This window comes from Sphingomonas sp. P4_G3, assembly GCF_056401105.1.
Map to the genome: position 1 here is coordinate 147,130 of NZ_JBFUJZ010000006.1, position 23,773 is coordinate 170,902.

The following is a 23,773-nucleotide window of genomic DNA, read 5'->3' on the forward strand; positions in this document are numbered from 1 at the left end:
CGCCGGTCGCCGACGGTTGCCAAGGGCATGAGGGGGCGTCATTTCGTCCATTGTGGTACGCAAGATCATCCATATCGACATGGATGCCTTTTTCGCCTCGGTCGAACAGCGCGACGATCCGGCGTTGCGCGGGCGGCCGGTGGCGGTGGGATCGGCGACCGGGCGCGGCGTCGTCGCGGCGGCGAGCTATGAGGCGCGCACGTTCGGCGTGCGCTCGGCGATGCCATCGGTCGTCGCCATACGCCGATGCCCCGATCTGATCTTCGTGCCGCACCGGTTCGACGTCTATCGCAGCGTCTCGCGCCAGATTCGCGAGATATTCGAGGACTATACCCCTTTGGTCGAGCCGTTGTCGCTCGACGAGGCCTATCTCGACGTCACCGCCAATCTGCGCGAACTCCCCTCCGCCACCGCCACCGCACGGGAGATCCGCGCGCGCATCTTCGACGTGACCGCGCTGACCGCTTCGGCGGGGATTTCGTACAACAAGTTCCTCGCCAAGCTCGCCTCGGACCACAACAAGCCCAATGGGCAATTCGTCATCCCGCCCGGGACCGGCGCCGAGTTCGTCGCCGGGTTGGAGGTCGGGCGGTTCCATGGCATCGGACCGCGCACCGCGGAGAAGCTCAACCGGCTGGGGATCGTCACCGGCGCCGATCTGCGCGAACGCGATCCGGCGTTCCTCCAGGCGCATTTCGGCAAATCGGGGTTATGGTATCACAAGATCGCCCATGGCGAGGATGATCGCGAGGTCACCCCCGACCGGCCGCGCAAATCATCGGGATCGGAAACCACCTTCGAACAGGATCTGACCACACCGGACCAGGTGATCGAGCAGGTCCGGCGAATGGCCGACCAGGTCTGGGCATGGTGCGAGCGAACCCGGACGACGGGCAAGACCGTGGTGGTGAAGGTGCGTTATGCCGATTTCCGCATCGTCACGCGGAGTAGGACGCTGAGCGGTGCTATCGCCAGCCATGCCGATCTGATCGTGGTGGCCGAGCGGCTGGTGGCGACCTTGTTTCCGCTGCGGGCAGGGATCAGGCTGGTCGGCGTGACCCTGGCGACGCTGGAGGAAGAGGGGGCAGGGGAGCCGGAACTGGATCTGCTTTCCAACCCCTCGCCCTGATGGCGCCTATCACCGAACGAAAACCCTGAACTCCGCACCGCCTTCGGAGCCCTCGCCGACCTCGATCGTCCAGCCATGCGCGATGACGATCTGGCGTACCAGATTGAGGCCGACGCCGGTGCCCTTGGCCCTCGTCGTGAAGAACGGCAGGAAGATCTCGTTGCGCATGGCCTCCGGCACGCCCGGACCACGATCCGCCACCAGGATGCGCGTCCCTGTGCGGTCGCCGAGCAACCGCAGTTCGACCAGCAGATGCTCGTCGCGCTCGCGCGTCGCCTGGGCGGCGTTGCGCAACAGGTTGATCAGCGCCTGGGCGAGCAGATCGGGATCGGCATCGAGTTCGAGATCGGGCGTCACCTCGGTCTTGAGCGCGATGTCGGGCCATTCAGCGGCGAACAGGCGTTCGAGGTCGCGGACGAACGATGCCGCCTTGAACCGCTGGCGGCGTGGGTCGGGAACATGCGCGACCGCGCGGTAGGATCGGATGAAATATTCCAGCCCCTCGGCGCGGCGCGCGAGCGTTCCGGCGGCGGTGCGCGCGAGATCGAGATCGGGCTCCTGCTCGGCCAGCACCTCTGCCGTGCTCGACGCCAGCGAGGTCACCGGCGTCAGCGAATTGAGGATTTCGTGCGTCAGGACGCGGACCAGGTCGGTCTGCGCCGCCATTTCGATCGCGTCGAGCGTGCCCTGGACCGGTTCGACCGTGATCGCGCGCGTCGTCAACCCCAGCCGCTCGAGCGAGGCATTGCGCACGATCGCGCGCTGCGGTCCGGTCGCCGATCGCAGCAACAGCAATTCGGCCGCGGGCGCGGCGCCATCGGCCAGGCGCGACGCGAAGGTTTCGCCATAAACGGTGAAATCCTCCGGCCGGGTACCCTGGTGCGCGGCGAACAGGCGTCGCGCCGCCTTGTTGACCAAGGTCACGCCGTGATCGGCATCGACCGTGAGCAGCGCCACCGGAACATCGTCGGTCAGCGCTTCGAGGAAGCGCAACTCCTCGACCGTTCGGTCGCGTTGCGCTTGCAGCCCGCGCATCGCCGCGTCGAGTGCGCCGCCCAAGGTGTCGAACCCGGCGCCGCCGCGGCCGTCGAACCGGGTCGAGAAATCGCCGTAGCGCAAGGCTTCGACAAAGCGTGCGACGGTGCGATTGGTGCGGTCGATATGGTGGAGCAGGCCGCCCACCATGCCGAGCACCAGCAGGCCGGCGACGATCCTGACCGCGGCCAGACCCGGGGTCGCGATCGCCACCGTCAGCGCGATCAGCGCTAGCAGGCAGGCGACCAGCCAGCCGACCAGGATCAGCGCGAAGCGGCGGTCAAAGCCCATGCTTCTCCATTCGGCGGTACAGCGCGGCCCGCGACAGGCCGAGCTCATGCGCGGCGGACGAGATGTTATAGCCGTGCTTCTTCAACGCTTCCTCGACCAGCCGCCGCTCGACGCGGTCGAGATTGAGGTCCGACATTACCGGCTCGGCGGTGACCCGTGGCATCGCCGTTGGGGCGAGGGCGAAGGCGTCGGTCTCCAGCGGACCATCGCCGGCCAGGATCACCGCGCGCTCGACCGCGTGACGCAACGCGCGGACATTGCCGGGCCAGTCATGCGCCACCAGCGCTCCTAGCGCCTGTGGCGACAATTCGGGGCGCGGTCGCTTGTACCGCTCGGCGTAGAGAGTGAGGTAATGATCGATCAGCGCCGGCACGTCCTCGCGGCGGTCGCGCAGCGGCGGCAGGTCGATTTCCACCGTATTGAGCCGGAACAGCAGGTCCTGACGGAACTGGCGCTCGTCGCGTAGCATCGCCGGGGTCATATTGGTCGCCGCGATCACCCGGATATCGACCGGGATCGGCTGGTTCGCCCCGACCGGGGTGACCTTGCGCTGTTCGAGCACGGTCAGCAATTTGGGCTGCAGATGGAGCGGCAGATTGCCGATCTCGTCGAGGAACAAGGTGCCGCCATCGGCCGCCTGGATGCGGCCGACGCGATCGGTGCGCGCGTCGGTGAACGCGCCTTTGATATGGCCGAACAATTCGGAGTCGATCAGCTCGGTCGCGATCGCGCCGAGGTCTACGGTCACCATCTCGCGATCGGCGCGGTGCGATTGCTGGTGCAGCGCACGCGCGACCAATTCCTTGCCGGTACCGTTTTCGCCGAGCACCAGGACGTTCGCTTCGGTCGGCGCCGCGCGCGCGATCAGCGAATGGACGCGCGCCATCGAGGGGGCACTGCCGATCAGCGGCGACGGCCCGCGCGCCGCGCTCGATGATGCCGGCGTCGGCGTCGGCGCATCGGCGGCGGCGCGCGATTGGCGCAGCGCGGCGGCGGTGCGCACCGTCTGGACCAGCCGCTCATTCTCCCAGGGCTTCGACACGAAATCGGTCGCGCCGCGCTTCATCGCCTCGACCGCGACATTCACCCCGGCATGCGCGGTGATCATTACCACGATCGCCTCGGGATCGTTGGTCAGCAGCCGATCGAGCAATGCGAGCCCCTCGCGCGCATCGGTCGCGCCGCGCGCGAAATTGGCGTCGAGCAGGATGACGTCGGGCTGGCGCCCGGCAGTGGCGGCGATCGCGCGCTCGGGCGACGACACGGTGATCAACTCGCGAAACAGCCCGCGTAGCGCGAGCCGCGCCGCCACCAGGATATCCTCGTCGTCGTCGACGATGATGCAGAGATCGAATTCCGGTGCCGCCATTGCCCGCTTCCGTACAGCCACTGTCCGAATACGGACAATCAATTTCCGTGCCAGAGGGTTTTGGGGGAGCGTTCGGATATCCCCTGCGGCCAACGGGAAAGGAAATCGTGGCCCGATTCCCAAGAGCGTCACCCCGGCCTTGTGCCGGGGTCCACCGTGCCGCGTATCCCAAGGTGAGGGGTGCAGGGCACGGTGGATGCCGGGACTAGCCCGGCATGACGGGGAGAGGCTGGTATGCCCAACGGCGGTCATACCCGGAGGCGCGGCGGACCCCGGCGCAAGGCCGGAGTGACGACGGGAAAGAAGGCTTGGCCGGCACCACCCAAACCCAATTGGCACGCATCCTGCTGAGGTACTGGCAACCTAATCAAGTGGACAGAACCGATGAAAGACACGGCAGCCAACCGCAAACTCCTCACGGTGCTCGTGTTACTCGGCGTGAGCTGGGTGCTGTTCTTTCAGCCGGCGTCGCACTGGAGCGGCGCGATCCAGATTTCCTCGGTCCGGATCGCCTTCTCGCTCCAGAGCGACACTGTCCGTTTCCGGACACCCGTGTCCGGAAACGGACACTCTTTATTCCTGCTGCAAATCGGGAGCGAGCGTTCGTGAATATCGCGTCGTTGAAGGCGGCGGCGTCCGCCACCCCTGACCGGGCGGTCAGCGGCAGCCAGATGGACAAGGTGGTCGAGCGCCGCGGCCTGTCGCGCAACGTCAAGATCGCGATCGGCGCCGGCGCTGTGTTGGTGCTCGCCTTGCTGTTCTGGTGGTTCATGCCCGGCGCGGGGTCGCAGACGGTGACCAAGAACCGGCTGACGATCTCGACCGTGCAGACCGGTCGCTTCGAGGACTTCATTCCGCTGCGCGCCAAGGTGACGCCACTGCTCACCGTCTATATCGACTCGATTGAGGGCGGCCGGGTCGACAAGGTCCTGGTCGAGGACGGCACCGATGTCGTCGCCGGCCAGCCGATCGCGATGCTGTCCAATGCCGAACTTCAGCTCTCGACGCTCGCGCGCCAGACCGAGGTCGAGCAGCAGATCAACAACATGCGCAGCCAGGAGCTGGCGCTGTCGCAGACCCGCCTGGCCAACGAGCGCGCGATCCTCGATGCCCAACTCGCGCTGACCACGGCGCGCCGCCAATATGAGCGCGAGGCACCGCTGGCGGCGAAGGGCTATGTGTCGGGCAAGCAGTTCAACGACACGGCCGACAATTACCAATATCAGCAGCGCCGCCTCGCGGTGCTCCAGCGCAGCCAGTCAAGCGACGAACGGCTGCAGTCGGGCCAGCTCGACCAGCAAAAGGCATCGATGAAGTCGATGTCGGCGGGTCTGGGCATCGCCCGCACCAATCTCGATGCGCTCAACCTCAAAGCACCGGTGACCGGCAAATTGTCGGGCTTCTCGATCCAGATCGGCCAGTCGCTCCAGCGTGGCGAGCGGATCGGCCAGATCGACTCACCGGGCAAGAACAAGCTCCAGGCCGGCGTCGACGAATTCTATCTCGGGCGCGTCCAGGTCAATCAGTCGGCGAGCGTCGACTGGAACGGCAAGACCTTCCGCGCGCGAGTGATGAAAATCTATCCGCAGGTCCAGAACGGCCAGTTCCAGGTCGATCTGCAATTCCTCGGCGACGAGCCGCAAGGCGTGCAGCGCGGCCAGACGCTGCAAGCAAAGCTGACGCTCGGCGATCCCGCGCCGGCCAAGCTGATCCCCAATGGTGCCTTCTATAATGAGAGCGGCGGCGCCTATGTCTTCGTCGTCGCCCCCGACGGCAACAGCGCCGTGAAGCGGCAAGTCCGGCTCGGCCGCCGCAATCCCGATTATATCGAAGTGCTCGACGGGCTCGATGCCGGCGAGCGCGTGATCACCAGCCCCTATACCGGTTTCGCCGACAAGGATCGGCTCGACCTTTCGAACGCGAAGGAGTGAATACCATGCTGCATATGCGCGCGCTGTCGCGGACCTACCGCACCGACACCGTTGAGACCACCGCGCTCGACGCGATCGACCTCGACATCATGCCCGGCGAGTTCGTCGCGATCATGGGGCCGTCGGGCTGCGGCAAGTCGACCCTGCTCAACCTGATGGGCATGCTCGATAGCCCGACCAGCGGCAGCTACGTGTTCGACGGCAAGGAAGTCGCCGGCCTGTCCGAATCCAAGCTGGCGGAAGTCCGCAAGGCGTCGATCGGCTTCATCTTCCAGAGCTTCAATCTGGTCGACGAATTGTCGGTGCGCGAGAATGTCGAACTGGCGCTTCTCTATCACTCAGTGCCTGCTGCCGAGCGCCGCCGCCGCACCGAGGAAGTGATGGACCGCGTCGGCATCGCGCACCGCGCGCGGCATTTCCCCAGCCAATTGTCGGGCGGTCAGCAACAGCGCGTCGCGGTCGCCCGCGCGCTCGTCGCCGAGCCCAAATTGATCCTGGCCGACGAACCGACCGGCAACCTCGACACCAATCACGGCGAGGAAGTGATGAAGATGCTCCAGACGCTGAATGCGCAGGGCTCGACCATCGTCATGGTCACGCACTCGCCCTCGCACGCCGATTATGCCAGCCGCGTGGTCAACATGCTCGACGGCCGCATCCTCCAGGAACGGCGCCGCGCGGCCTGAACGGCAACGGGGCGGTAGAGGATTGGCACCGATGCTCGGCCATTATCTGCTGATCGCGATCCGCATCCTGATGCGCAATCGCGTCTATGCCGCGATCAATATCGGCGGGCTGGCGCTGGCGCTCGCCGGCTGCGTGCTGATCCTCGGCTATATTCGGTACGAGCGGAGCTATGACGGCTGGCTGAAGGACAGCGGCCGCTTGTTTCAGGTCCAAACGACGATCCACCCACCCGGCCAGCCCGATGTGCGGACGCAGGCGAGCGCGTTCCCGGTCGGGGAACAGCTTGCCGCCGGATTCCCGCAAGTCGAAGCGGTCACTTCGCTTTCGGCGGGCAAGACCGTGACCGAACGCGATGGGCAGCCGGTGTTCATCGACGCGACGACGGTCGACGGCAATTTCTTCAAAGTCTTCGATCTGCCGTTCGCTTACGGGTCGGCGGCGATTGCCTTGCCCGACACCAATTCGATCGTGCTGACCGAGAGGGAGGCGACCCGTCAATTCGGCACCGCCGACGTGCTGGGCAGGCGCTTCACGCTCGGCGCGGGCTCTGGCAAGCGCGACTATAAGATAAGCGGTGTGCTGCGCGACCTTCCGCGCAACACCAGCCTGCGTATCGGCATCATGTATCGCGGCGACGCCGCCAACATGCCCGTCGAGCGGCGCGGTTGGGGCAATTTCGACCAGATACATTACGTCAAGCTGCGCGCCGGTGCCGACGCGGCGATGGTGAACGCGGCACTCCCGGGCTGGGAGAAGCGCGTCGTGCCGATGGCCGACGTGTTCGACCTGCGATTGGAGCCGGTCACCGGCGTCCATCTTGGCATGGCACAGGAAGCAGCGCTTACGCCGGCGGGTGATCCGCGCGCGCTGGTCACTTTCGCCGTCGTCGCGCTGCTGACGCTCGGCATGGCGGTGATGAACTTCGTCAATCTGACGACCGCGCGCGCGCTCCAGCGGACGCGCGAAGTGGCGTTGCGCAAGGTGCTCGGCGCGCGGCGGCGCGAACTGATCGCCCAATTCATGGCCGAGAACGTACTGATTGCTGCGGTGGCGGTGCTGATCGCGATGGCGATCGCTGAGCTCGCGATGCCGTCTGTCGCACAGGCGATGGGGGCCGATATGCAGCTCCGCTATCTGGGCAAGGACGGCATGCTGCTTCCGGTACTGGCATTGTTCGCGATTACCGGCCTAGCCGGCGGACTATATCCGGCACTCTATCTGAGCAGGTTCAAACCGGCGCCCGTGCTTAACGGCAATCGTGGTTCGACCGAAACCGCCGGCAGTGGACGGCTGCGTATGGCGCTCGTCATCGTCCAGTTCGCCATCGCCATCGGCCTGGTGACCAGTACTGCGGTGATCTGGTCGCAGACCCGCTTCGTCGAACAGGTCGATCCCGGCTTTCGCCGCGATGGGTTGATCCAGATCGCCAACGCCTGGCGCTACACCCAGGGCAGCGAATATGACGCCGCGCGACGGGCGATGCTCGCGATCCCGGGGGTGACCAAGGTGGGGCGGACCGGATTCGTCCCCGGCGACGCGACCCAGAAAATGGTGTGGCTCGCCCGCACGCCTGGTGCGTCGCAATATGCCTCGCTGACGGTCTACAACGTGGATGGCGATTTTCTGCAGACCATGGATGTAAAGCTGCTCGCCGGGCGAATGCTCGGCGATCGCCAGGCCGCCGATCGCATCGCGGAGGAGACATCGGCCCAACTCGCCACCCGCGGGATCAACGTGGCGATCAACCGTGCGGCGGCGAGCAAGCTTGGATACCAAGCGCCGCAAGCCGCGATCGGCCAAGTCATCGACGTCTGGTTCGATGGAGCAGCCAGGGTGCCCGCGACGATCGCCGGCGTGGTCGAGGACACGCGGTTCGGCACCGCGCGCGATACGGTCCACCCGATCGTCTACGCCTATCACCCTGGCCTCACCAATCAGGTACTGGTCCGCTATGCCGCCGCGCGGCCCGGCGAGGTGATGGCTGCGCTCGCCAAGATCTGGCGACATTTCGAGCCCGAAATCCCGTTCGAGGCACGCTTCACCGACGACGTCGTCCGCGACCTTTATGCCGCAGAGCGTGCCCGCACCGCGTTGTTCGCGAGCTTCTCGCTGTTGGCGATCGTGATCGCCTGTCTCGGCCTCTACGCTTTGGCCGCGTTCGCCACCGAGCGCCGCACCAAGGAGATCGGGATCCGCAAGGTCCTGGGCGCGCGCAGCCGCGATATCGTCCGCATGCTCGTCGCGCAGTTCAGCCGGCCCGTGCTGATTGCCAATCTGATCGCCTGGCCGGCCGCGTGGTGGGTGATGCGCGATTGGCTCAACGGGTTTGACGCGCGCATCGCGCTCACCCCGACACCGTTTCTCATTGCCGGTGGCCTCGCTTTTGTCATCGCGGTCGCGACCGTCGCTGGCCAGGCGGTGCGCGTTGCGCGTCGCAACCCGATCCACGCTTTGCGCTACGAATAGGAGAAGCCATATGTGGCGCAACTACCTCATTGTCGGCATCCGCTCGCTGCTCAAGAGCCGCGTCTATGCGGCGATCAACGTCCTCGGCCTCGCGATCGGGCTGGCGGCGTGCGTGCTGATCCTGCTCTACGTCCGTTACGAAGAGAGCTATGACGGTTGGCTGAAGGGCACCGATCAGGCGTACCAACTGCAGACCTATTATCACCCCACGCCGCAAGGCGGGGAGGAGATGTACCTGCAGATGAGCTCGCTCGCCGCGGGTCGTGCCTTGGCCAAGGATTTCCCGCAGATCGAGAAAGTCGTGTTCGTTCGCGGCTTTGCGCCGATCGTGATCCAGGACGGCGAACCGTCGCAGGGCCTGATCAGGATGGTCGACGGCAACATCTTCGACATCGTCCAGGTGCCGTTCGTGAAAGGCGATGCGCATAACGCGCTCAACGACACGCATTCGATGGTGCTGAGCGAAAGCGAGGCGAAACGGCGGTTCGGCAATGCCGATCCGATCGGCAAGACGCTGACCGTCGTCGATAATGCGGGCAATGTCGATTACCGCGTCACCGGCATATTCAAGGACATCCCCAAGAACAGCAGCTTCAGCGCGGCGATGGTCGCCCGGTTCGACATGGACGTTCAGTTCGCCGACCGGACCCAGGTACTGACCAATTGGGACGACCAGGAAGGCTGGCACTATTTCAAGCTGCGGCCAGGCGCCGATATCGACGCGATCAGGGCGCAGATCCCGGCGTGGAAAAAGCGCAACATTCCCGACACGGTGACCAACGGCCAGCGCTACAATCCTGGCGACGGGCAGGATTACAAGCTCGTCAACCTGCGCGATATCCACCTTGGCAAGGCGCAGAATGGCGCGATGACGCCGGGCAACGACAATGCCACGGTGACGACCTTCGCCATCATCGCGATGCTCGTGCTCGGCATGGCCTGCGTCAACTTCGTCAACCTGGCCACCGCCCGCGCGTCGCAGCGCGCCCGCGAAGTGGCGCTGCGCAAGGTGCTCGGCGCCAGCCCGCGCCAGCTGATCGTCCAGTTCGTCGGCGAATCGGTATTGGTCTCGCTGATCTCGCTGCTGGTCGCCTTCACCGCGGTCGAGCTGATCCTGCCGTTCTTCAACCGCTTCCTCGATGCCGACATCCAGTTGCATTATTTCGGGCTGGGTGGCGTCCTGCTGCCGGGCATCGCGCTGGTGCTGCTGGTCGGGGTGGTCGGCGGACTTTATCCGGCGGTTTATCTGTCGCGGTTCGAGCCGGCGAAGATCCTCAAGGCCAACAAGTCGGCCGCGGACTCGCAGGGGTCGGGCCGGCTGCGCAACGTGCTGGTGATCGGGCAATTCGCGGTGTCGATCGCGTTGATCGTGTGCACCAGCGTGATCTACGCCCAGACGGTCTACGCCCGCACGATCGATGCCGGCTATCGCCGCGACGGCCTGCTCCAGGTCGAGAATCTGTCCTTCCGCGGCGTGACGGACGACCAGGCCTGGTCGCTGGTGGCACAGATCCGCAAGCTGCCGGGCGTGCGTGCCGCGGCGGGAACGCAGATCGCGGTCGCGCCGGGCAACAATTCGATCACCTCCTACTTCCTGGCTGGCAGCTCGAGCGCGATCGAGCTCGGCACCTATGGCGTGCAGGAGGGCTTTTTCCAGGCGATGGGGATGCGGATCCTGGCGGGTCGCGACTTCTCGCTGAACTACGGCCGTGACGATGCAACGACACCGCATCCGGTCAACCCGGACGCCGAACGGGCGCTCGTCGCTCGTGGGCTCAACGTCGTCGTCAGCGAAAGTGCCGCGCATCGCCTGGGCTTCGCCGACATCAAAGCCGCCATTGGCAAGCAGATGTCGGGAAAGCTCACGCTGCCCGAATTCGGCCAGGTGCCGTGCACGATCGTCGGCGTGGTGTCCGATGCCCGTTTCCGGTCGCTGCGCGAGCCGTTGCAGCCGATCGTTTATGTCATGCAGCGCAACGGGTTCAGCCAGATCGCGGTTCGCTATGCCGGTGTGGCGCCGGCGGTGATGCGCGATGCGGTCGAGCAGGTGTGGCGCCGTCAGATTCCCGACGTGCCGTTCAAGGCAAGCTTCGCCGACGACCTGGTGCGCCAGCAATATGAACGAGAGGCGGCGCGCGGCCAGTTGTTCGCCGCTTTCGCGATCCTCGCGGTGGTGATCGGCTGCCTGGGCTTGTTCGGGCTCGCCGTGTTCACCGCGGCGCGGCGCACCAAGGAGATCGGCATCCGCAAGGTCCTGGGCGCGCGCACCCTCGACATCGTGCGACTGCTGGTCTGGCAGTTCAGTCGGCCGGTGCTGATCGCCAATCTGATCGCCTGGCCGGTCGCCTGGTGGCTGATGCGCGACTGGCTCAACGGCTTCGACACGCGGATCGCGCTCGGCCCGACGCCGTTTGCCGTCGCCGGCGCGCTCACGCTCGGCATCGCGCTGGCGACCGTCGCCGGTCACGCGATCCGCGTCGCGCGGACCAACCCGATCAACGCTTTGCGGTACGAATAGGAGAGCCCCGATGTGGCGTAATTACCTGACCGTCGGCATCCGCGCTCTGCTCAAGAGCCGTGTTTATGCCGTCATCAACATCGTCGGACTGGCGATCGGGCTGGCGGCATGCCTGCTGATCCTGACCTATGTCCGCTACGAATTCAGCTATGATAATTGGCTGCCCGAAGCCGAGAACACTTATGAGCTGGCGACCGAATATCTGCCCTCGCCGCAAGGGCAGCAGCCGGGCTTGTCGCTGACCACTGCCTATGTCGCCGGCGGCGCGCTCAAGAAGGATTTTCCGCAGGTCGAGCGCGTGGTGTGGGCGTCGTCGCAAAACGTCACGTTCCTGCAGGACGGCACGCCGACCGCCGCCAAGAAGTCGCTCATCACCGACGGCCCGCTGTTCGACATCGTCCGCGCGCCGTTCGTCCGGGGCAGCGCCGCGACCGCGCTCGACGATCCGCATTCGATCGTGCTGAGCGAGAGCGAGGCTCAGGCGCGGTTCGGCGACAGCGACCCGCTGGGCAAGACGATCACCGTCGCCAGCGGCGACATGACCGCCGATTATCGCGTGACGGGCGTGTTCAAGGACCTGCCCAAGAACAGCCATTTCGACATGACCGCTGTCGTCCGGATCGATCCGACCGATTATTTCCGCAAGACACCGGGTGTGGTGAATTTCTGGAGCTGGTCGAACGGCGAAATCTATGTCCGCCTGAAACCCGGCACCGACCCCAAGGCGATCGAGGCGCAGTTCCCGGCCTGGGAAAAGCGCAACATCCCCGACGACGTCGGCAGCAATCCGGTGACCAATCAGGGCCAATTCGAGAATTTCCACCTGATCAATGTGCGCGATCTCCACCTTAGCAAAGGCAATGGGCAGGGGCGGCCCAACGGTAATCGCCAATCGGTGCTGACCTTCGGGGTGGTCGCGCTGCTGATCCTGGCCATGGCGTGCATGAACTTCACCAACCTGGCGACCGCGCGTGCCTCGCAGCGCGCTCGCGAGGTGGCGTTGCGCAAGGTGCTGGGCGCCAGCCGCCAACAATTGATCGTCCAGTTCGTCGGAGAATCGATGCTGGTGTCGGCGATCGCCATGCTGATCGCGCTGGCACTGGCCGAACTCGCTATCCGGCCGCTCAACGCGTTCCTCGATGCCGATATGACTTTCCGCTATTTTGGCATGTCGGGCCTTTTGCTGCCGGTGATCGCGCTGACCCTGTTGGTCGGGTTGGCGGGCGGACTCTACCCCGCTTTCTATCTCTCGCGCTTCGAGCCCGCGCGGATCCTCAAGGCCAACAAGTCGGCCGCCGATGCCGAAGGTAGCGGGCGGCTGCGCAGCCTGCTCGTGATCGCCCAGTTCGCGGTCTCGATCGGGCTGATCATCTGCACCTCGGTGATCTATGCGCAGACGCAATATGCGCGGAATGTCGATGCCGGCTACAAGCGCCAGGGGCTGCTTCAGCTCAACGGCATCCAGCGCGCGCAAGTCGAAGCCGTGGCGCCGACCTTGCTTCAGGAATTGCGCAAGCAGCCCGGGATCGTCGATGCCGCGCGCGTGTCTCTGGGCATTGCGTCGGGCAACAATTCCACCACTGACGTCAATCTGCCCGGCGGCAAGCCGGTGACGCTGGGCATTTACGGCGTCGACACGCATGCCTTCGACACGCTGGGCATGCGGGTGATCGCCGGCCGCAATTTCTCCGAGGCGATCGCGCTGGACGATTCGACCACACCCAACCCGCCCGACCTCAATGCCGAACGCGCGCTCGTCGCGCGCGGCACCAATATCATCCTGTCGGAATCGGCGGTCGGACGGCTGGGCTTCGCCTCGCCCGCGGCGGCGCTGGGGAAACAGATCCAGGCGCCGATGGTCAGCAATGAGGCAGGCCTGGTGATGGCGACGATCGTCGGGGTGGTCTCCGACGTGCGTTACCGATCGGCGCGCGATCCTGTTCAGCCGATCCTCTATTATTATGTCACCGGCGGCGCGTTCAATCAGATGATGGTACGCTTCACCGGCGATCCGCAGGCCGCGCGGGCGACGGTCGAGCGGGTCTGGAAACGGTCGGTGCCCAACGTGCCGCTCAGCGCCAGGTACGTCGAGGATATCGTCCACGATCTCTACAATATCGACGAGAAGAGCGCGCAATTGTTCGGGATGTTCGCGATCCTGGCAGTGGTGATCGGCTGTCTGGGCCTGTTCGGGCTGGCGGCATTCACCGCCGAACGGCGCACCAAGGAGATCGGCATCCGCAAGGTGCTCGGTGCACGCACCCGCGACATCGTCCGGCTGCTCGTGTGGCAATTTAGCCGGCCGGTGCTGATTGCCAACCTGGTGGCGTGGCCGGTTGCGTGGTGGCTGATGCGCGGCTGGCTCAACGGCTTCGACACGCGAGTGACGCTGACGCCGCTGCCGTTCGTCGAGGCAGGCTTGCTGGCAGTGATCATCGCGGCGGGGACGATCGCCGGCCACGCTGTCCGGGTCGCGCAAGCGAGCCCGATCAAGGCGTTGCGCTACGAATAGGGTTCAGGGGAGGGCCTGAAAACTGCGGCGCCGGGGCGGAGACGTCCCGGCGTTTTCTTATGCTGGCATCAGGATGTTGAGGAGCGGCGGGCTATCCGCCCTCGCTATCGCTCGGGAATTTTCCCGGCGAACGTCCCCCGGACGTTCGCTTTTTCGGGAAAATTGGTCGGGGAAAGAGGATTCGAACCTCCGGCCCCTGCCTCCCGAAGGCAGTGCTCTACCAGGCTGAGCTATTCCCCGACCGGCGCATCTCCGGGCAAGCCCGGCCGTGCGAGGGGGCGCCTATAACCATGGCAGAGGAGTCGCGCAAGCCTCGCATCGCGGTGCGGCAGCCCCTGTCGTCATGCCGGCGCAAGGCTGGGATGATGAGAAATGGTTATATCCCCCGCGCCGCCAGCATAGCGTCGATGCTGGTAAACTTCTCGCGAGGCGAACCGTCGCGCGCCGCGGCGATCTCGGCTGCCTCGATCTTCTGCCAATCGCGAAACGTCACGACGTCGACATTGCGGTCGCGCAGCAACAGGTCGAGCCCGGCGCGGCCTTCCTTGCCGTAATCGTCAGGCGAGTCGGCGGCGATCTGCTCGGCGATCATGAAGCCGTCGGGGCGGTTGGTGCCGATCGTCCCGGTCGGCCCGCGCCGCGCCCAGCCGACCGCGTAGAGGCCGGGCGCGATCCGGCCCTCGTCATTGGCGAAGCGGCCGAGCTTGGCGTCATAGGGTACGCCGTCGATCGGCGGGGTACGATAGCCGATGCAGCTCACCACCAAAGCAGCGGGAATGACATAGGTTTCGCCGGTGCCATTGGCGCGACCCTCCCGGTCGATCACGGTGCGTTCGACGATGACGCGCTCGACCTTGCCGTCGCCTTCGATCGCGACCGGCATCGCGTAAAAGTCGAACTCGATGGTGATCGGCTTGGCCACGTCGAGCGTCGCGAAATTGCGCAAATGCGTCACCGACTTGCGCAGCCCCGGCTCGAGCGCGGCGTCTTCGGCCTCGGGCGGCAAATCGGCCGGGTCGACATGGGGTACCGCGCGTTCGAGATGGCCGAGCTCGCCAAGCTCCTTGGGGGTCATCGCGATCTGGTGCGCGCCGCGCCGCGCCAGGATGGTGATCCTTTCGTGCGAAGCCGTCGCGAGCGAGTCGAGCGCGTGGCCGACAATGTCGGAGCCGGCAAACTCGGCACCGGTCTTGGCGAGCACGCGCGCGACATCGAGCGCGACATTGCCCGCGCCGACGATCACCACGCCTGGCCCACTCAGCACGGGGGCGAGGTCGGCGAAATCGGGATGGCCGTTATACCAGCCGACGAACGCCGCCGATCCGGTCACGCCGGGCAAATCGTCGCCGGGAATGCCGAGCGGCCGGTCGGCGGGCGCGCCGGTCGCGAGGACGACGGCGTCGTAGAGGCCGACCAGTTCGGCGATGGTGACGTCGGTACCGACGGTCACGTTGCCGACGAAGCGGACATTGTCCGACAGCGCGGTCGCTTCATAGCGGCGCGATACGCCCTTGATCGATTGATGGTCGGGCGCGACGCCGGTGCGGATCAGGCCATAGGGGACGGGGAGGCGGTCGATGATGTCGACCCGGACCTGGTCACCGAACTGCTTCTGGCACGCTTCCGCGGTGTAATAGCCGGCGGGACCCGATCCGATGATCGCAACGTGACGCATGGCCCCTCCTGATAGGTCAGGAGGGGATGCTTAGGGCGTGTATCCGTCATCGGCAACGGCCTGGATTGTGCGGGGAAGCGTTAAATTACATTAGCCCTCTCCCGTTTACGGGAGAGGGTTGGGTGAGGGTCTTCTTTCTTCTTCTTTGACCGAACCGAAGAGGAAAGAAGACCCTCACCCTCCCACCGCCTGACGGCGGCGGGCCCCTCCCTCTCCCGCACGCGGGAGAGGGGTTAGTAGACCTATCGTGTCGTTGTTACCGGCCGCCGAGCTGGTCGACCATCTTGATGTAGGCGTCGAGATAGGCGAGCACGATGACCTGGCCGATCTGCGTGTTCTGATATCCGCCGCCGCCGGCCCCGGCGAAGCCGCCCCACCAGCTCGCGCTGGTCGACGCGCTGAAGCCGACATCGGTCTTGCGGTAATAGCCCTCGACGACGCGCTCTTCGGTGGTGCGCGAATCGACCACCGACAAAGTGACGTTGGCTTCACCCTTCTTGATGTTGATGCCGCCTGCGAGCGAACCGATCGCCCGAGCGCCGCCACCGCCGAACCGGCTGAGGACGCCGCCGATCGCACCACCGACATTGCTGCCGCCGGAATTGTCGTTCGTCGTGACGATATTGGGTTCGAGCAGGAAATCGGCCGCGCGGACCTGGCCCTTGCCCATGTTCGACCCGCGCTGCAGTTCGCCATTATCGGCCAGCGCGCGCTCCATCGCCCGGCTCTGCATCGAGCGGCCGCGATTGACCAACGTGAAGCAATGCGATTCCTGGACGAACACCTTGATGATCGCCTCGGGGCTGCCCAGGCTATATTGCCGCCACCATTGGTTTTCGGGCTCGACCATCGCGATCGTGCCGAGCGGCCTCGCGCAATGCGGCATTTCGCGCATGCCGCGATCCTGATCCTTGCGGCCCGACGATCTGTCGGGCCCCGCGAACGCCGGCGAAACGGAAAACGCCATCGCGGCAGCAACGGCTGCTATCATCAACTTACGCATCTAAACCTCCCCAAGCGCCAGTGCCCTCGAGCGGTCCGGCGCGGATGACCCAGTTCGCACGTGCCCAGCTGTTGCCGTGACGCGTCCATGGCGATGCGGGAGATGCGACCCGCCCTGCATCCTGATCCATATCTAGCAGAGCGTGATGATCCGAAATAGGCATTTTCCGTCATTGGTTTGCCCGGTTCCGGCTGGCGGCCGCACGGAAATCCTTGCCGCCGACATGCGCGGCGCTATCGTCGGGGGCGATGGCATCGCTCGATATCGTCCGCGAATTTTTGAGCGAGATGTCGCCAATCGAAGGCGTCGCCGCGCTGCTGATCCTCGCCAATGTCGTGCTGGTCGCGCTGCGAAGTATCTGGAATTTTGCGTTCGGGATCGTCGGCGTCGCTATCTATGCCGTCGTGTTCTTCCATGCGAAGCTCTACAGTGACACATTGCTACAGCTCTTCTTTCTGGTCGTTCAGTTCTATGGCTTGTGGCAATGGCGGCGGTCAGAAATCAACGCGGGCGAGGTCGTGGTGGAACGACTGACCGCGAACGCGCGGCTGGGCTGGCTGGCAGGCATTCTGGTGACAGTCGGCGCTTGGGGCTGGCTGATGCACCGCTTCACTGACGCCGCTTTGCCGTGGTGGGATGCCTCGGTGGCGATGACCAGCGTTGCCGCCCAGATCCTGATGTCGGTGCGCAAGCTGGAAAATTGGTGGCTGTGGATCGCCGCCAACATCCTGTCGATCGGGCTGTACGCGGCGAAGGGACTGTGGATTACCACCGCGCTTTACGTCGTGCTGCTCGCTATTTCGCTGTTGGGGCTGGCGGGTTGGAACGCCGCGCGGCAAAGGGCGGCGGCATGAAGCTCCGCTCGATCTGCCTCCACGGTCCAGAAAGCACCGGTAAGTCCACGATGGCGCCCGAACTGGCGCGCCATTTCGGCTCGGCCTGCGTGGTCGAATATGGCCGCACCTATACCGAGGCGTTCGGCACCAATTGGACGATGGCCGATCTCGTCGCGATCGCCCAGGCGCACGACGCCCAGACGCGCCAGGCGATCGCCAGCGGGCGGACGCCGGTCATCCTCGACACCGACCCGCTGATGACCGAGGTCTGGGCCGAGATGCTGTTCGGCCGCCACGACAAATGGTTCGATTCGTGGAACGGCTTCGCCGATCTCTATCTGCTGTTCGACATCGACCTTCCCTGGGTGGACGACGGCACGCGAATGTTCGGCACGCCGGAAAAGCGCCGACGCTTCTACGAACTGTCGATGGAAGTGCTCGAACGCCGCGGCGTGCGCTGGACGATGGTGAGTGGAGAGGGGGATCAGCGCTATCTGACCGCGCTTCGCGCCATCCTCGGCACCGAGAAGTCACTCTCAGGCGCTTAGGGTCCTTGCCCTTTGGCGTTTGGCCGCATGCCTGCTATCGGCGCGGCAAATCCCTCTTCATTGCAAAGATCATCGTGTCCACGCCGCTCGACAAAATCCGCAATTTCTCGATCATCGCTCATATCGACCATGGCAAGTCGACGCTTGCCGATCGTCTGATCCAGGCAACTGGCGGCCTGTCCGAGCGCGAGATGTCCGAGCAGGTGCTCGACAATATGGACATCGAGCGCGAGCGCGGGATTACCATCAAGGCACAGACCGTGCGCCTGTCCTACAAGGCGCAGGACGGCGAGACCTATACGCTCAACCTGATGGACACGCCGGGCCATGTCGACTTCGCCTACGAAGTCTCGCGCAGCCTGGCGGCGTGCGAGGGCGCGCTGCTGGTGGTCGACGCGGCGCAAGGGGTCGAGGCGCAGACGCTCGCCAACGTCTATCAGTCGATCGAGCACGACCATGAGATCGTGCCGGTGATCAACAAGATCGACCTGCCCGCGGCCGAGCCGGAAAAGGTCAAGGCCGAAATCGAGGAAGTGATCGGGCTCGACGCCTCCAACGCGGTGCTGACCTCGGCCAAATCGGGGATCGGCATCGCCGAAGTGCTCGAGGCGGTGGTCCAGCGCATCCCGCATCCCAAGGGCGACGCATCCGCGCCGCTCAAGGCGATGCTGGTCGACAGCTGGTACGATTCGTATCTTGGCGTCGTCATTCTGGTCCGCGTGATCGACGGCGTGCTCAAGAAGGGCCAGCAAGTTACCTTCATGCAGGCCGGCACCCAGCATCTGGTCGACCGTGTCGGCTGTTTCCGGCCCAAGATCGAACAATTGACCGAGCTCGGCACCGGCGAGATCGGCTTCATCACCGCGCAGATCAAGGACGTGGCGCAAGCGCGGGTCGGCGACACCCTGACCGATACCAAGCGTCCTGCGACCGCGCCGCTGCCGGGCTTCAAGGAAGTCCAGCCGGTCGTGTTCTGCGGCCTTTTTCCTGTCGATGCCAATGACTTCGAAAAGCTTCGTGAGAGCATTTCGAGGTTGCGCCTCAACGACGCCAGCTTCTCGTTCGAGATGGAAACCTCGGCCGCGCTCGGCTTCGGCTTCCGCTGCGGCTTCCTCGGCTTGCTGCATCTGGAGATCATCCAGGAACGGCTGACCCGCGAATACGATCTCGACCTGATCACCACCGCACCGTCGGTCGTCTATCAGATCGAGCTGACCCACGGGCAGGGCCATATCGAGCTGCACAACCCGGCGGACATGCCCGATCCCAACAAGATCGCGCTGATCAGCGAGCCGTGGATCGAGGCGACGATCTATTGCCCCGACGAATATCTCGGCTCGATCCTCAAGCTCTGCCAGGACCGGCGCGGCATCCAGAAGAACCTGACCTATGTCGGCGGCCGCGCGCAGGTGACCTACGAATTGCCGCTCAACGAAGTGGTGTTCGACTTTTACGATCGCCTGAAGTCGATCAGCCGGGGCTATGCCAGCTTCGACTATCATCAGATCGGCTATCGCGAGGGCGACCTCGTCAAGATGTCGATCCTGGTCAATAACGAGCCGGTCGATGCGCTCAGCATGATCGTCCATCGCGGCACCGCCGAAAGCCGCGGGCGCGGCATGTGCGAGCGCCTCAAGGACCTGATCCCGCGCCATCTGTTCAAGATCCCGATCCAGGCGGCGATCGGCGGCAAGGTGATCGCGCGCGAGACGATTGCCGCTATGCGCAAGGACGTTACGGCCAAATGTTATGGCGGTGATATAAGTCGCAAGCGCAAGCTGCTGGACAAGCAGAAGGAAGGCAAGAAGCGCATGCGCGAATATGGCAGCGTGCAGATTCCGCAGGAAGCCTTCATCGCCGCGCTCAGGATGGGTGACGAGAGCTGAGGCTAACCGCGCGTCCGTCCCAGCCGTCACCCTGGCCTTGTGCCGGGGGCCAACGGGCGGCAGGCCGAAAGGCAAGAGGTTCAATGACTTCCATCGCGGCACCTTGGCCCCCGGCACAAGGCCGGGGTGACGAGGAAAACACCATATGATCCCCCGCGAACTAATCGATGTCGCGCGCATCCCCGGCACCAATGACGAGCTGCGGCTGTTCCGCCGTGGCGCCGATTTCATGATCGTGCTCGATCGCAACGAGCTGATGAACAGCCGGATGAGCGGATCGGAGGAAGTGCTGGCGACCGCGACGTGCGAACGCCTCGGTGCCCGCAAGGCGCCGCATCTGCTGATCGGCGGCTATGGCATGGGCTTCACCTTGCGCGCCGCGCTGCGGTCGCTCGGCGCCGATGCCAGGCTGACGGTGGCCGAACTGGTGCCAGAGATCATCGACTGGGCGCGGGGACCGATGGCCGAGCTCGCCGCCGGCTGCCTCGACGACCCGCGCGTCCGCGTCGTCGGCGACGACGTGGCGGCGTTGATCGACACCGGGCAAGGCCAATATGACGCCATTCTGCTCGACGTCGACAATGGCCCCGACGGGCTGACCCGCCCGAGCAACGGCCGGCTCTATTCGGAACGCGGCCTCGAAGCGGCGTGGCGCGCGCTGCGCCCGGGCGGTATCCTGGCGATCTGGTCGGCGGCGCCCGATCCGCGGTTCGCCCGCAAGTTCGGCTCATGTGGGTTCGTTGTGGACGAGGTCGTGACCCGCGCCCGCAGCAACGGCAAGGGCCCGCGGCATGTGCTCTGGTTCGGGACGCGCAGCGCCGCTTAGCTTTCCGCGTGCAAATCGCGGCGACAGGCTGCGACATTCCTGCACTTGCGGTCCACCCGAAACGGGCCTAGCGGCGCGCAACCCGACGCGACGCTGTTGCCCATTCCCTTATGCCCCGCCCAGAACCCTCCCTGCTAGTTTCGATCCACGACGTTTCCCCGAAGTTCGAGGGGAAGGTCGATCGGCTCGCCGAGCTCGTCTCGCGCGACATGCCGGCGCCGCGTTATGCGATGCTGGTCGTGCCCGATCACTGGGGCGATTCACCGATCCGCGGGGGCACGCCCTTCGCCTCGCGGCTGCGGGCCTGGTCGGACGCCGGGGTCGACATGTTCGTCCATGGCTGGTTCCACCTCGACCGCAGCGAGCATGACGGCGCGCTGGCCAAGTTCAAGGCGAAGCGGATGACCGCGGGCGAGGGGGAGTTTCTGGGCCTCGATCACGATACCGCGCGCAGCCGGATGGCCGATGGGCGCAAGCTGATCGAGGACATTATCGGCCGACCGGCGACCGGATTCATCGCCCCCGCCTGGCTCTATGGCGAGGGCGCGATGCAGGCGCTGGGCGAGGAAGGCTTCGCGCTGGCCGAGGATCATATGAAAGTGTGGCGTCCCGCGACCGGTGAGGTCGTCGCCAAGGGACCGGTGATCACCTGGGCCAGCCGCAGCCGCTGGCGGATCGCCTCGTCGCTCGCCGTCGCGGCTGTGGCGCGCGCCGCTTTGCCGCGCCGTCCATGGATGCGGCTCGCCGTTCATCCTGGAGACACCAACGTACCGGCACTGACCGACAGTATCGCGCGCACGGTTGCCAGTTTGTCGCGCGGGGCGCGTTTTGCGCGGTACAGCGAACTTCTGCCGGCCATGGGGGCGTGAGCGGCCAGAGACCAACACGGGAAAGGGACGGGTAAGGTACGATCGAATGAACGATATGTCACGGGCCGTACGCGGAATGGAGGCCGCCACGGTTGCCGATTGGGCACGAAGCGCGGGGGATCGCGCTGCTGCCCCCTGGCTTCGTTGGACGGGGCCGATCCTCTCGATCGCGATCATTTTCGTCGTTGCACGCGTTCTGGGTCGAGCCGACCTGATCGCGCTCGATCAGCTGCTGCCGGTATCGGCCGGCTTCTGGGTGGGCATGGCGCTGCTGCTCGCGATCCAGCCGATCGCCGATTATATCATCTTCCGCGGGCTGTGGCCGTTGCCGCTGGTCGGCGGGCTCACCGCCTTGCTCCGCAAGTCGGCATCGAACGAATTGCTGTTCGGCTATTCGGGCGAGCTGCAATTCTACCTCTGGGCACGCCGCAACGCGTCGATCCCCGGCTCGCCCTTCGGGGCAGTGCGCGACGTCGCGGTGCTGTCGGCGCTGGCCGGCAATATCGTCACCCTGGCCCTGCTGCTGGCGGCGATCGCCGTACCCGGGCCGCTCGAATTCGGCGTCATGAACCCGCACGTCCTGTGGTCGGGCGTGCTCCTGGTCGCCTCGTCGATGGCGGTGATGCTGTTCCGTCATCGCCTGTTCGCGCTGTCGCGCGCCCAATTCTGGCGAATCGCGGCGATCCACACGGTGCGGTCGATCGCGGTGACATTGATGTTCGGATTGCTGTGGGCAATGGTCATGCCGGGCGTGTCTGTGGGCTGGTGGCTGCTGCTGTCGGCGGCGCGTCAGTTCGTCACTCGCTTGCCGTTTCTGCCCAACAAGGATCTGGTGTTTGCCGGCCTCGCCGCCGGCATGCTGCACGATGTGCCTGACGTCGCAGATACGGTCGCCCTCGTCGCGGGCGTGCTCTTCGCTGGGCAGGTCGTGATCGGCGCCGCGCTCGCTGTCGCCGACCTAGCGCGCGAAGCCCTGCACGTCGAGGCTCGCTGATGCGCATCGTCGACGTCTGCGCCTTCTACACCCCCGCCGGCGGCGGCGTGAAGACCTATGTCGAGCGCAAGCTGCAGGCGGGTCCGCGCGCGGGGCATGAAATCGTCATTCTTGCGCCCGGCGACGAGGACCGGATCGAGGAAGTAGCACCCGGTGCGATCATCGCGACGATCGCTGCGGCGCCGTTTCCGCTCGATCGCAATTATCATTATTTCGACGATCAGGACCGGCTGCACGCTGCGCTCGACCAATGGCGGCCCGATCTGGTCGAGGTCGCCTCGCCCTGGACCAGCGCGTCGATGGTCGGACAGTGGCGCGGCGATGCCCCGCGCGCGCTGATCATGCATTGCGATTTCCTGTCAGCCTATCCCTATCGCTGGCTGCAGGGGATGTTCTCGATCTCGACGATCGACCGCCGGCTCGAATGGTATTGGCGGCATTTGCGCAAGCTCGATCGCCAGTTCGACTTCGTGGTGAGCGCCAGCGACGATTTGACGCAGCGATTGCGCGCTGGCGGCGTGACCAAGGCCCAGACCATCCCGATGGGCGTACAGCCGAACGTCTTCTCGCCCGATCTGCGCGACGAGGATTTGCGCCGCGAGATGCTCGAACAATGCGGCCTGACGCCCGAGGCGACGTTGCTGGTCGGACTGGGCCGCATGGCGCCCGAGAAGCGCTGGCCGATGATCTGCGAGGCGGTGCTGGCGGCCGGATCGCACCACGCTATCGGGCTGGTCCTGTTCGGTGCGGGACGCGATCGCGCGCGGGTGATTCGCGCGACGCGCGGGTCGCCGCATATCATCGTCGCCCCGGCGATCACCGATCGCGACCGGCTGGCGCGGATGCTGGCCAGCGCCGACGCGCTGATCCACGGCTGCGAGGCGGAGACATTCTGCATGGTCGCCGCCGAAGGCGCGGCGAGCGGCCTGCCGCTGATCCTGCCCGATCGCGGCGGTGCCGCCGACCATCACCGCCCGGGATGCGGCATCCGCTATGCCGCATGCGATGCGCGAGATCTCGGCGAGCGGCTGACGGCTTATCTTGGCGACGATCTCCAGGGGGAGCGCCGGCGCGCCGCGGCGCTGGCACCGCAAGTGCGGTTGATGGACGCGCATTTCAGCGATCTGTTTGCGGTCTACGAGCGATCGGTCGCGCGTGCGGCGGCCTGATGCGCGGCCGATCGCGCCGATCGAACGCA

At 65.4% G+C, this 23,773-nt stretch carries 18 protein-coding genes and 1 tRNA gene; 14 read left to right on the forward strand and 5 right to left on the reverse strand.

The window, feature by feature from the left end; all coding sequences use genetic code 11:
* Positions 1-40: 40 nt before the first annotated feature.
* Positions 41-1,129 (forward strand): DNA polymerase IV, encoded by a 1,089-nt coding sequence (gene dinB / locus AC1DQQ_RS16020; protein ID WP_478045830.1) that lies wholly within the window; start codon positions 41-43, stop codon positions 1,127-1,129.
* A 9-nt stretch (positions 1,130-1,138) separates the two neighbouring features.
* Here dinB and AC1DQQ_RS16025 read toward each other — a convergent pair whose 3' ends face one another.
* On the reverse strand, positions 1,139-2,455 hold the full coding sequence (locus AC1DQQ_RS16025) for a sensor histidine kinase (protein ID WP_478045762.1): 1,317 nt from the start codon (positions 2,453-2,455) through the stop codon (positions 1,139-1,141).
* Positions 2,445-3,824: a sigma-54-dependent transcriptional regulator gene (locus AC1DQQ_RS16030; protein WP_478032223.1), complete on the reverse strand. Its 1,380-nt coding sequence runs from the start codon at positions 3,822-3,824 to the stop codon at positions 2,445-2,447. Before AC1DQQ_RS16030 ends, AC1DQQ_RS16025 begins: the two co-directional genes overlap by 11 nt.
* 384 nt (positions 3,825-4,208) lie before the next feature.
* Here AC1DQQ_RS16030 and AC1DQQ_RS16035 point away from each other — a divergent pair, with 384 nt between their 5' ends.
* The 6 genes from AC1DQQ_RS16035 to AC1DQQ_RS16060 are packed head-to-tail and all read left to right on the forward strand — an operon-like array spanning position 4,209 to position 13,938.
* Positions 4,209-4,433, forward strand: coding sequence for a hypothetical protein (locus AC1DQQ_RS16035; protein ID WP_478032224.1), 225 nt, complete (start codon positions 4,209-4,211; stop codon positions 4,431-4,433).
* Positions 4,430-5,755: an efflux RND transporter periplasmic adaptor subunit gene (locus AC1DQQ_RS16040; RefSeq protein WP_478042852.1), complete on the forward strand. Its 1,326-nt coding sequence runs from the start codon at positions 4,430-4,432 to the stop codon at positions 5,753-5,755. Before AC1DQQ_RS16035 ends, AC1DQQ_RS16040 begins: the two co-directional genes overlap by 4 nt.
* A 5-nt stretch (positions 5,756-5,760) precedes the next feature.
* Positions 5,761-6,441, forward strand: a complete 681-nt coding sequence (locus tag AC1DQQ_RS16045; protein ID WP_478042853.1) for an ABC transporter ATP-binding protein — start codon at positions 5,761-5,763, stop codon at positions 6,439-6,441.
* 31 nt (positions 6,442-6,472) lie between these two features.
* Positions 6,473-8,908, forward strand: a complete 2,436-nt coding sequence (locus AC1DQQ_RS16050; RefSeq protein WP_478045764.1) for an FtsX-like permease family protein — start codon at positions 6,473-6,475, stop codon at positions 8,906-8,908.
* 10 nt (positions 8,909-8,918) lie between these two features.
* On the forward strand, positions 8,919-11,426 hold the full coding sequence (locus AC1DQQ_RS16055) for an ABC transporter permease (RefSeq protein ID WP_478042854.1): 2,508 nt from the start codon (positions 8,919-8,921) through the stop codon (positions 11,424-11,426).
* A 10-nt stretch (positions 11,427-11,436) separates the two neighbouring features.
* On the forward strand, positions 11,437-13,938 hold the full coding sequence (locus AC1DQQ_RS16060) for an ABC transporter permease (RefSeq protein WP_478032230.1): 2,502 nt from the start codon (positions 11,437-11,439) through the stop codon (positions 13,936-13,938).
* Positions 13,939-14,101: 163 nt separating this feature from the next.
* On the opposite strand, the gene AC1DQQ_RS16065 is transcribed toward AC1DQQ_RS16060, so the two are convergent.
* The 3 genes from AC1DQQ_RS16065 to AC1DQQ_RS16075 form a co-directional block, all read right to left on the reverse strand.
* A tRNA-Pro gene (locus AC1DQQ_RS16065) sits at positions 14,102-14,178 on the reverse strand.
* Positions 14,179-14,314: 136 nt separating this feature from the next.
* Complete coding sequence (locus AC1DQQ_RS16070) at positions 14,315-15,613, reverse strand: FAD-dependent oxidoreductase (protein ID WP_478042855.1); 1,299 nt, start codon at positions 15,611-15,613, stop codon at positions 14,315-14,317.
* A 256-nt stretch (positions 15,614-15,869) separates the two neighbouring features.
* Complete coding sequence (locus AC1DQQ_RS16075; protein ID WP_478042856.1) at positions 15,870-16,616, reverse strand: CsgG/HfaB family protein; 747 nt, start codon at positions 16,614-16,616, stop codon at positions 15,870-15,872.
* A 248-nt stretch (positions 16,617-16,864) separates the two neighbouring features.
* On the opposite strand from AC1DQQ_RS16075, the gene pnuC reads away from it, so the two are divergent.
* The 7 genes from pnuC (at position 16,865) to AC1DQQ_RS16110 (ending at position 23,744) form a co-directional block, all read left to right on the forward strand.
* On the forward strand, positions 16,865-17,470 hold the full coding sequence (pnuC, locus tag AC1DQQ_RS16080; RefSeq protein WP_478042857.1) for a nicotinamide riboside transporter PnuC: 606 nt from the start codon (positions 16,865-16,867) through the stop codon (positions 17,468-17,470).
* On the forward strand, positions 17,467-18,000 hold the full coding sequence (locus AC1DQQ_RS16085; RefSeq protein ID WP_478032235.1) for an AAA family ATPase: 534 nt from the start codon (positions 17,467-17,469) through the stop codon (positions 17,998-18,000). Before pnuC ends, AC1DQQ_RS16085 begins: the two co-directional genes overlap by 4 nt.
* A 74-nt stretch (positions 18,001-18,074) precedes the next feature.
* On the forward strand, positions 18,075-19,886 hold the full coding sequence (gene lepA, locus AC1DQQ_RS16090) for a translation elongation factor 4 (RefSeq protein ID WP_066807655.1): 1,812 nt from the start codon (positions 18,075-18,077) through the stop codon (positions 19,884-19,886).
* A gap of 145 nt (positions 19,887-20,031) precedes the next feature.
* Positions 20,032-20,712, forward strand: a complete 681-nt coding sequence (locus AC1DQQ_RS16095; RefSeq protein WP_478042858.1) for a spermidine synthase — start codon at positions 20,032-20,034, stop codon at positions 20,710-20,712.
* Positions 20,713-20,822: 110 nt separating this feature from the next.
* Complete coding sequence (locus AC1DQQ_RS16100) at positions 20,823-21,581, forward strand: DUF2334 domain-containing protein (RefSeq protein ID WP_478042859.1); 759 nt, start codon at positions 20,823-20,825, stop codon at positions 21,579-21,581.
* 46 nt (positions 21,582-21,627) lie between these two features.
* Positions 21,628-22,575 (forward strand): hypothetical protein, encoded by a 948-nt coding sequence (locus tag AC1DQQ_RS16105; protein ID WP_478045766.1) that lies wholly within the window; start codon positions 21,628-21,630, stop codon positions 22,573-22,575.
* Positions 22,575-23,744 carry a glycosyltransferase gene (locus AC1DQQ_RS16110; RefSeq protein WP_478045767.1) on the forward strand — a complete coding sequence of 390 codons (1,170 nt, stop codon included), beginning with the start codon at positions 22,575-22,577 and terminating at the stop codon, positions 23,742-23,744. The genes AC1DQQ_RS16105 and AC1DQQ_RS16110 overlap by 1 nt, the downstream gene beginning before the upstream one ends.
* Positions 23,745-23,773: the final 29 nt, after the last annotated feature.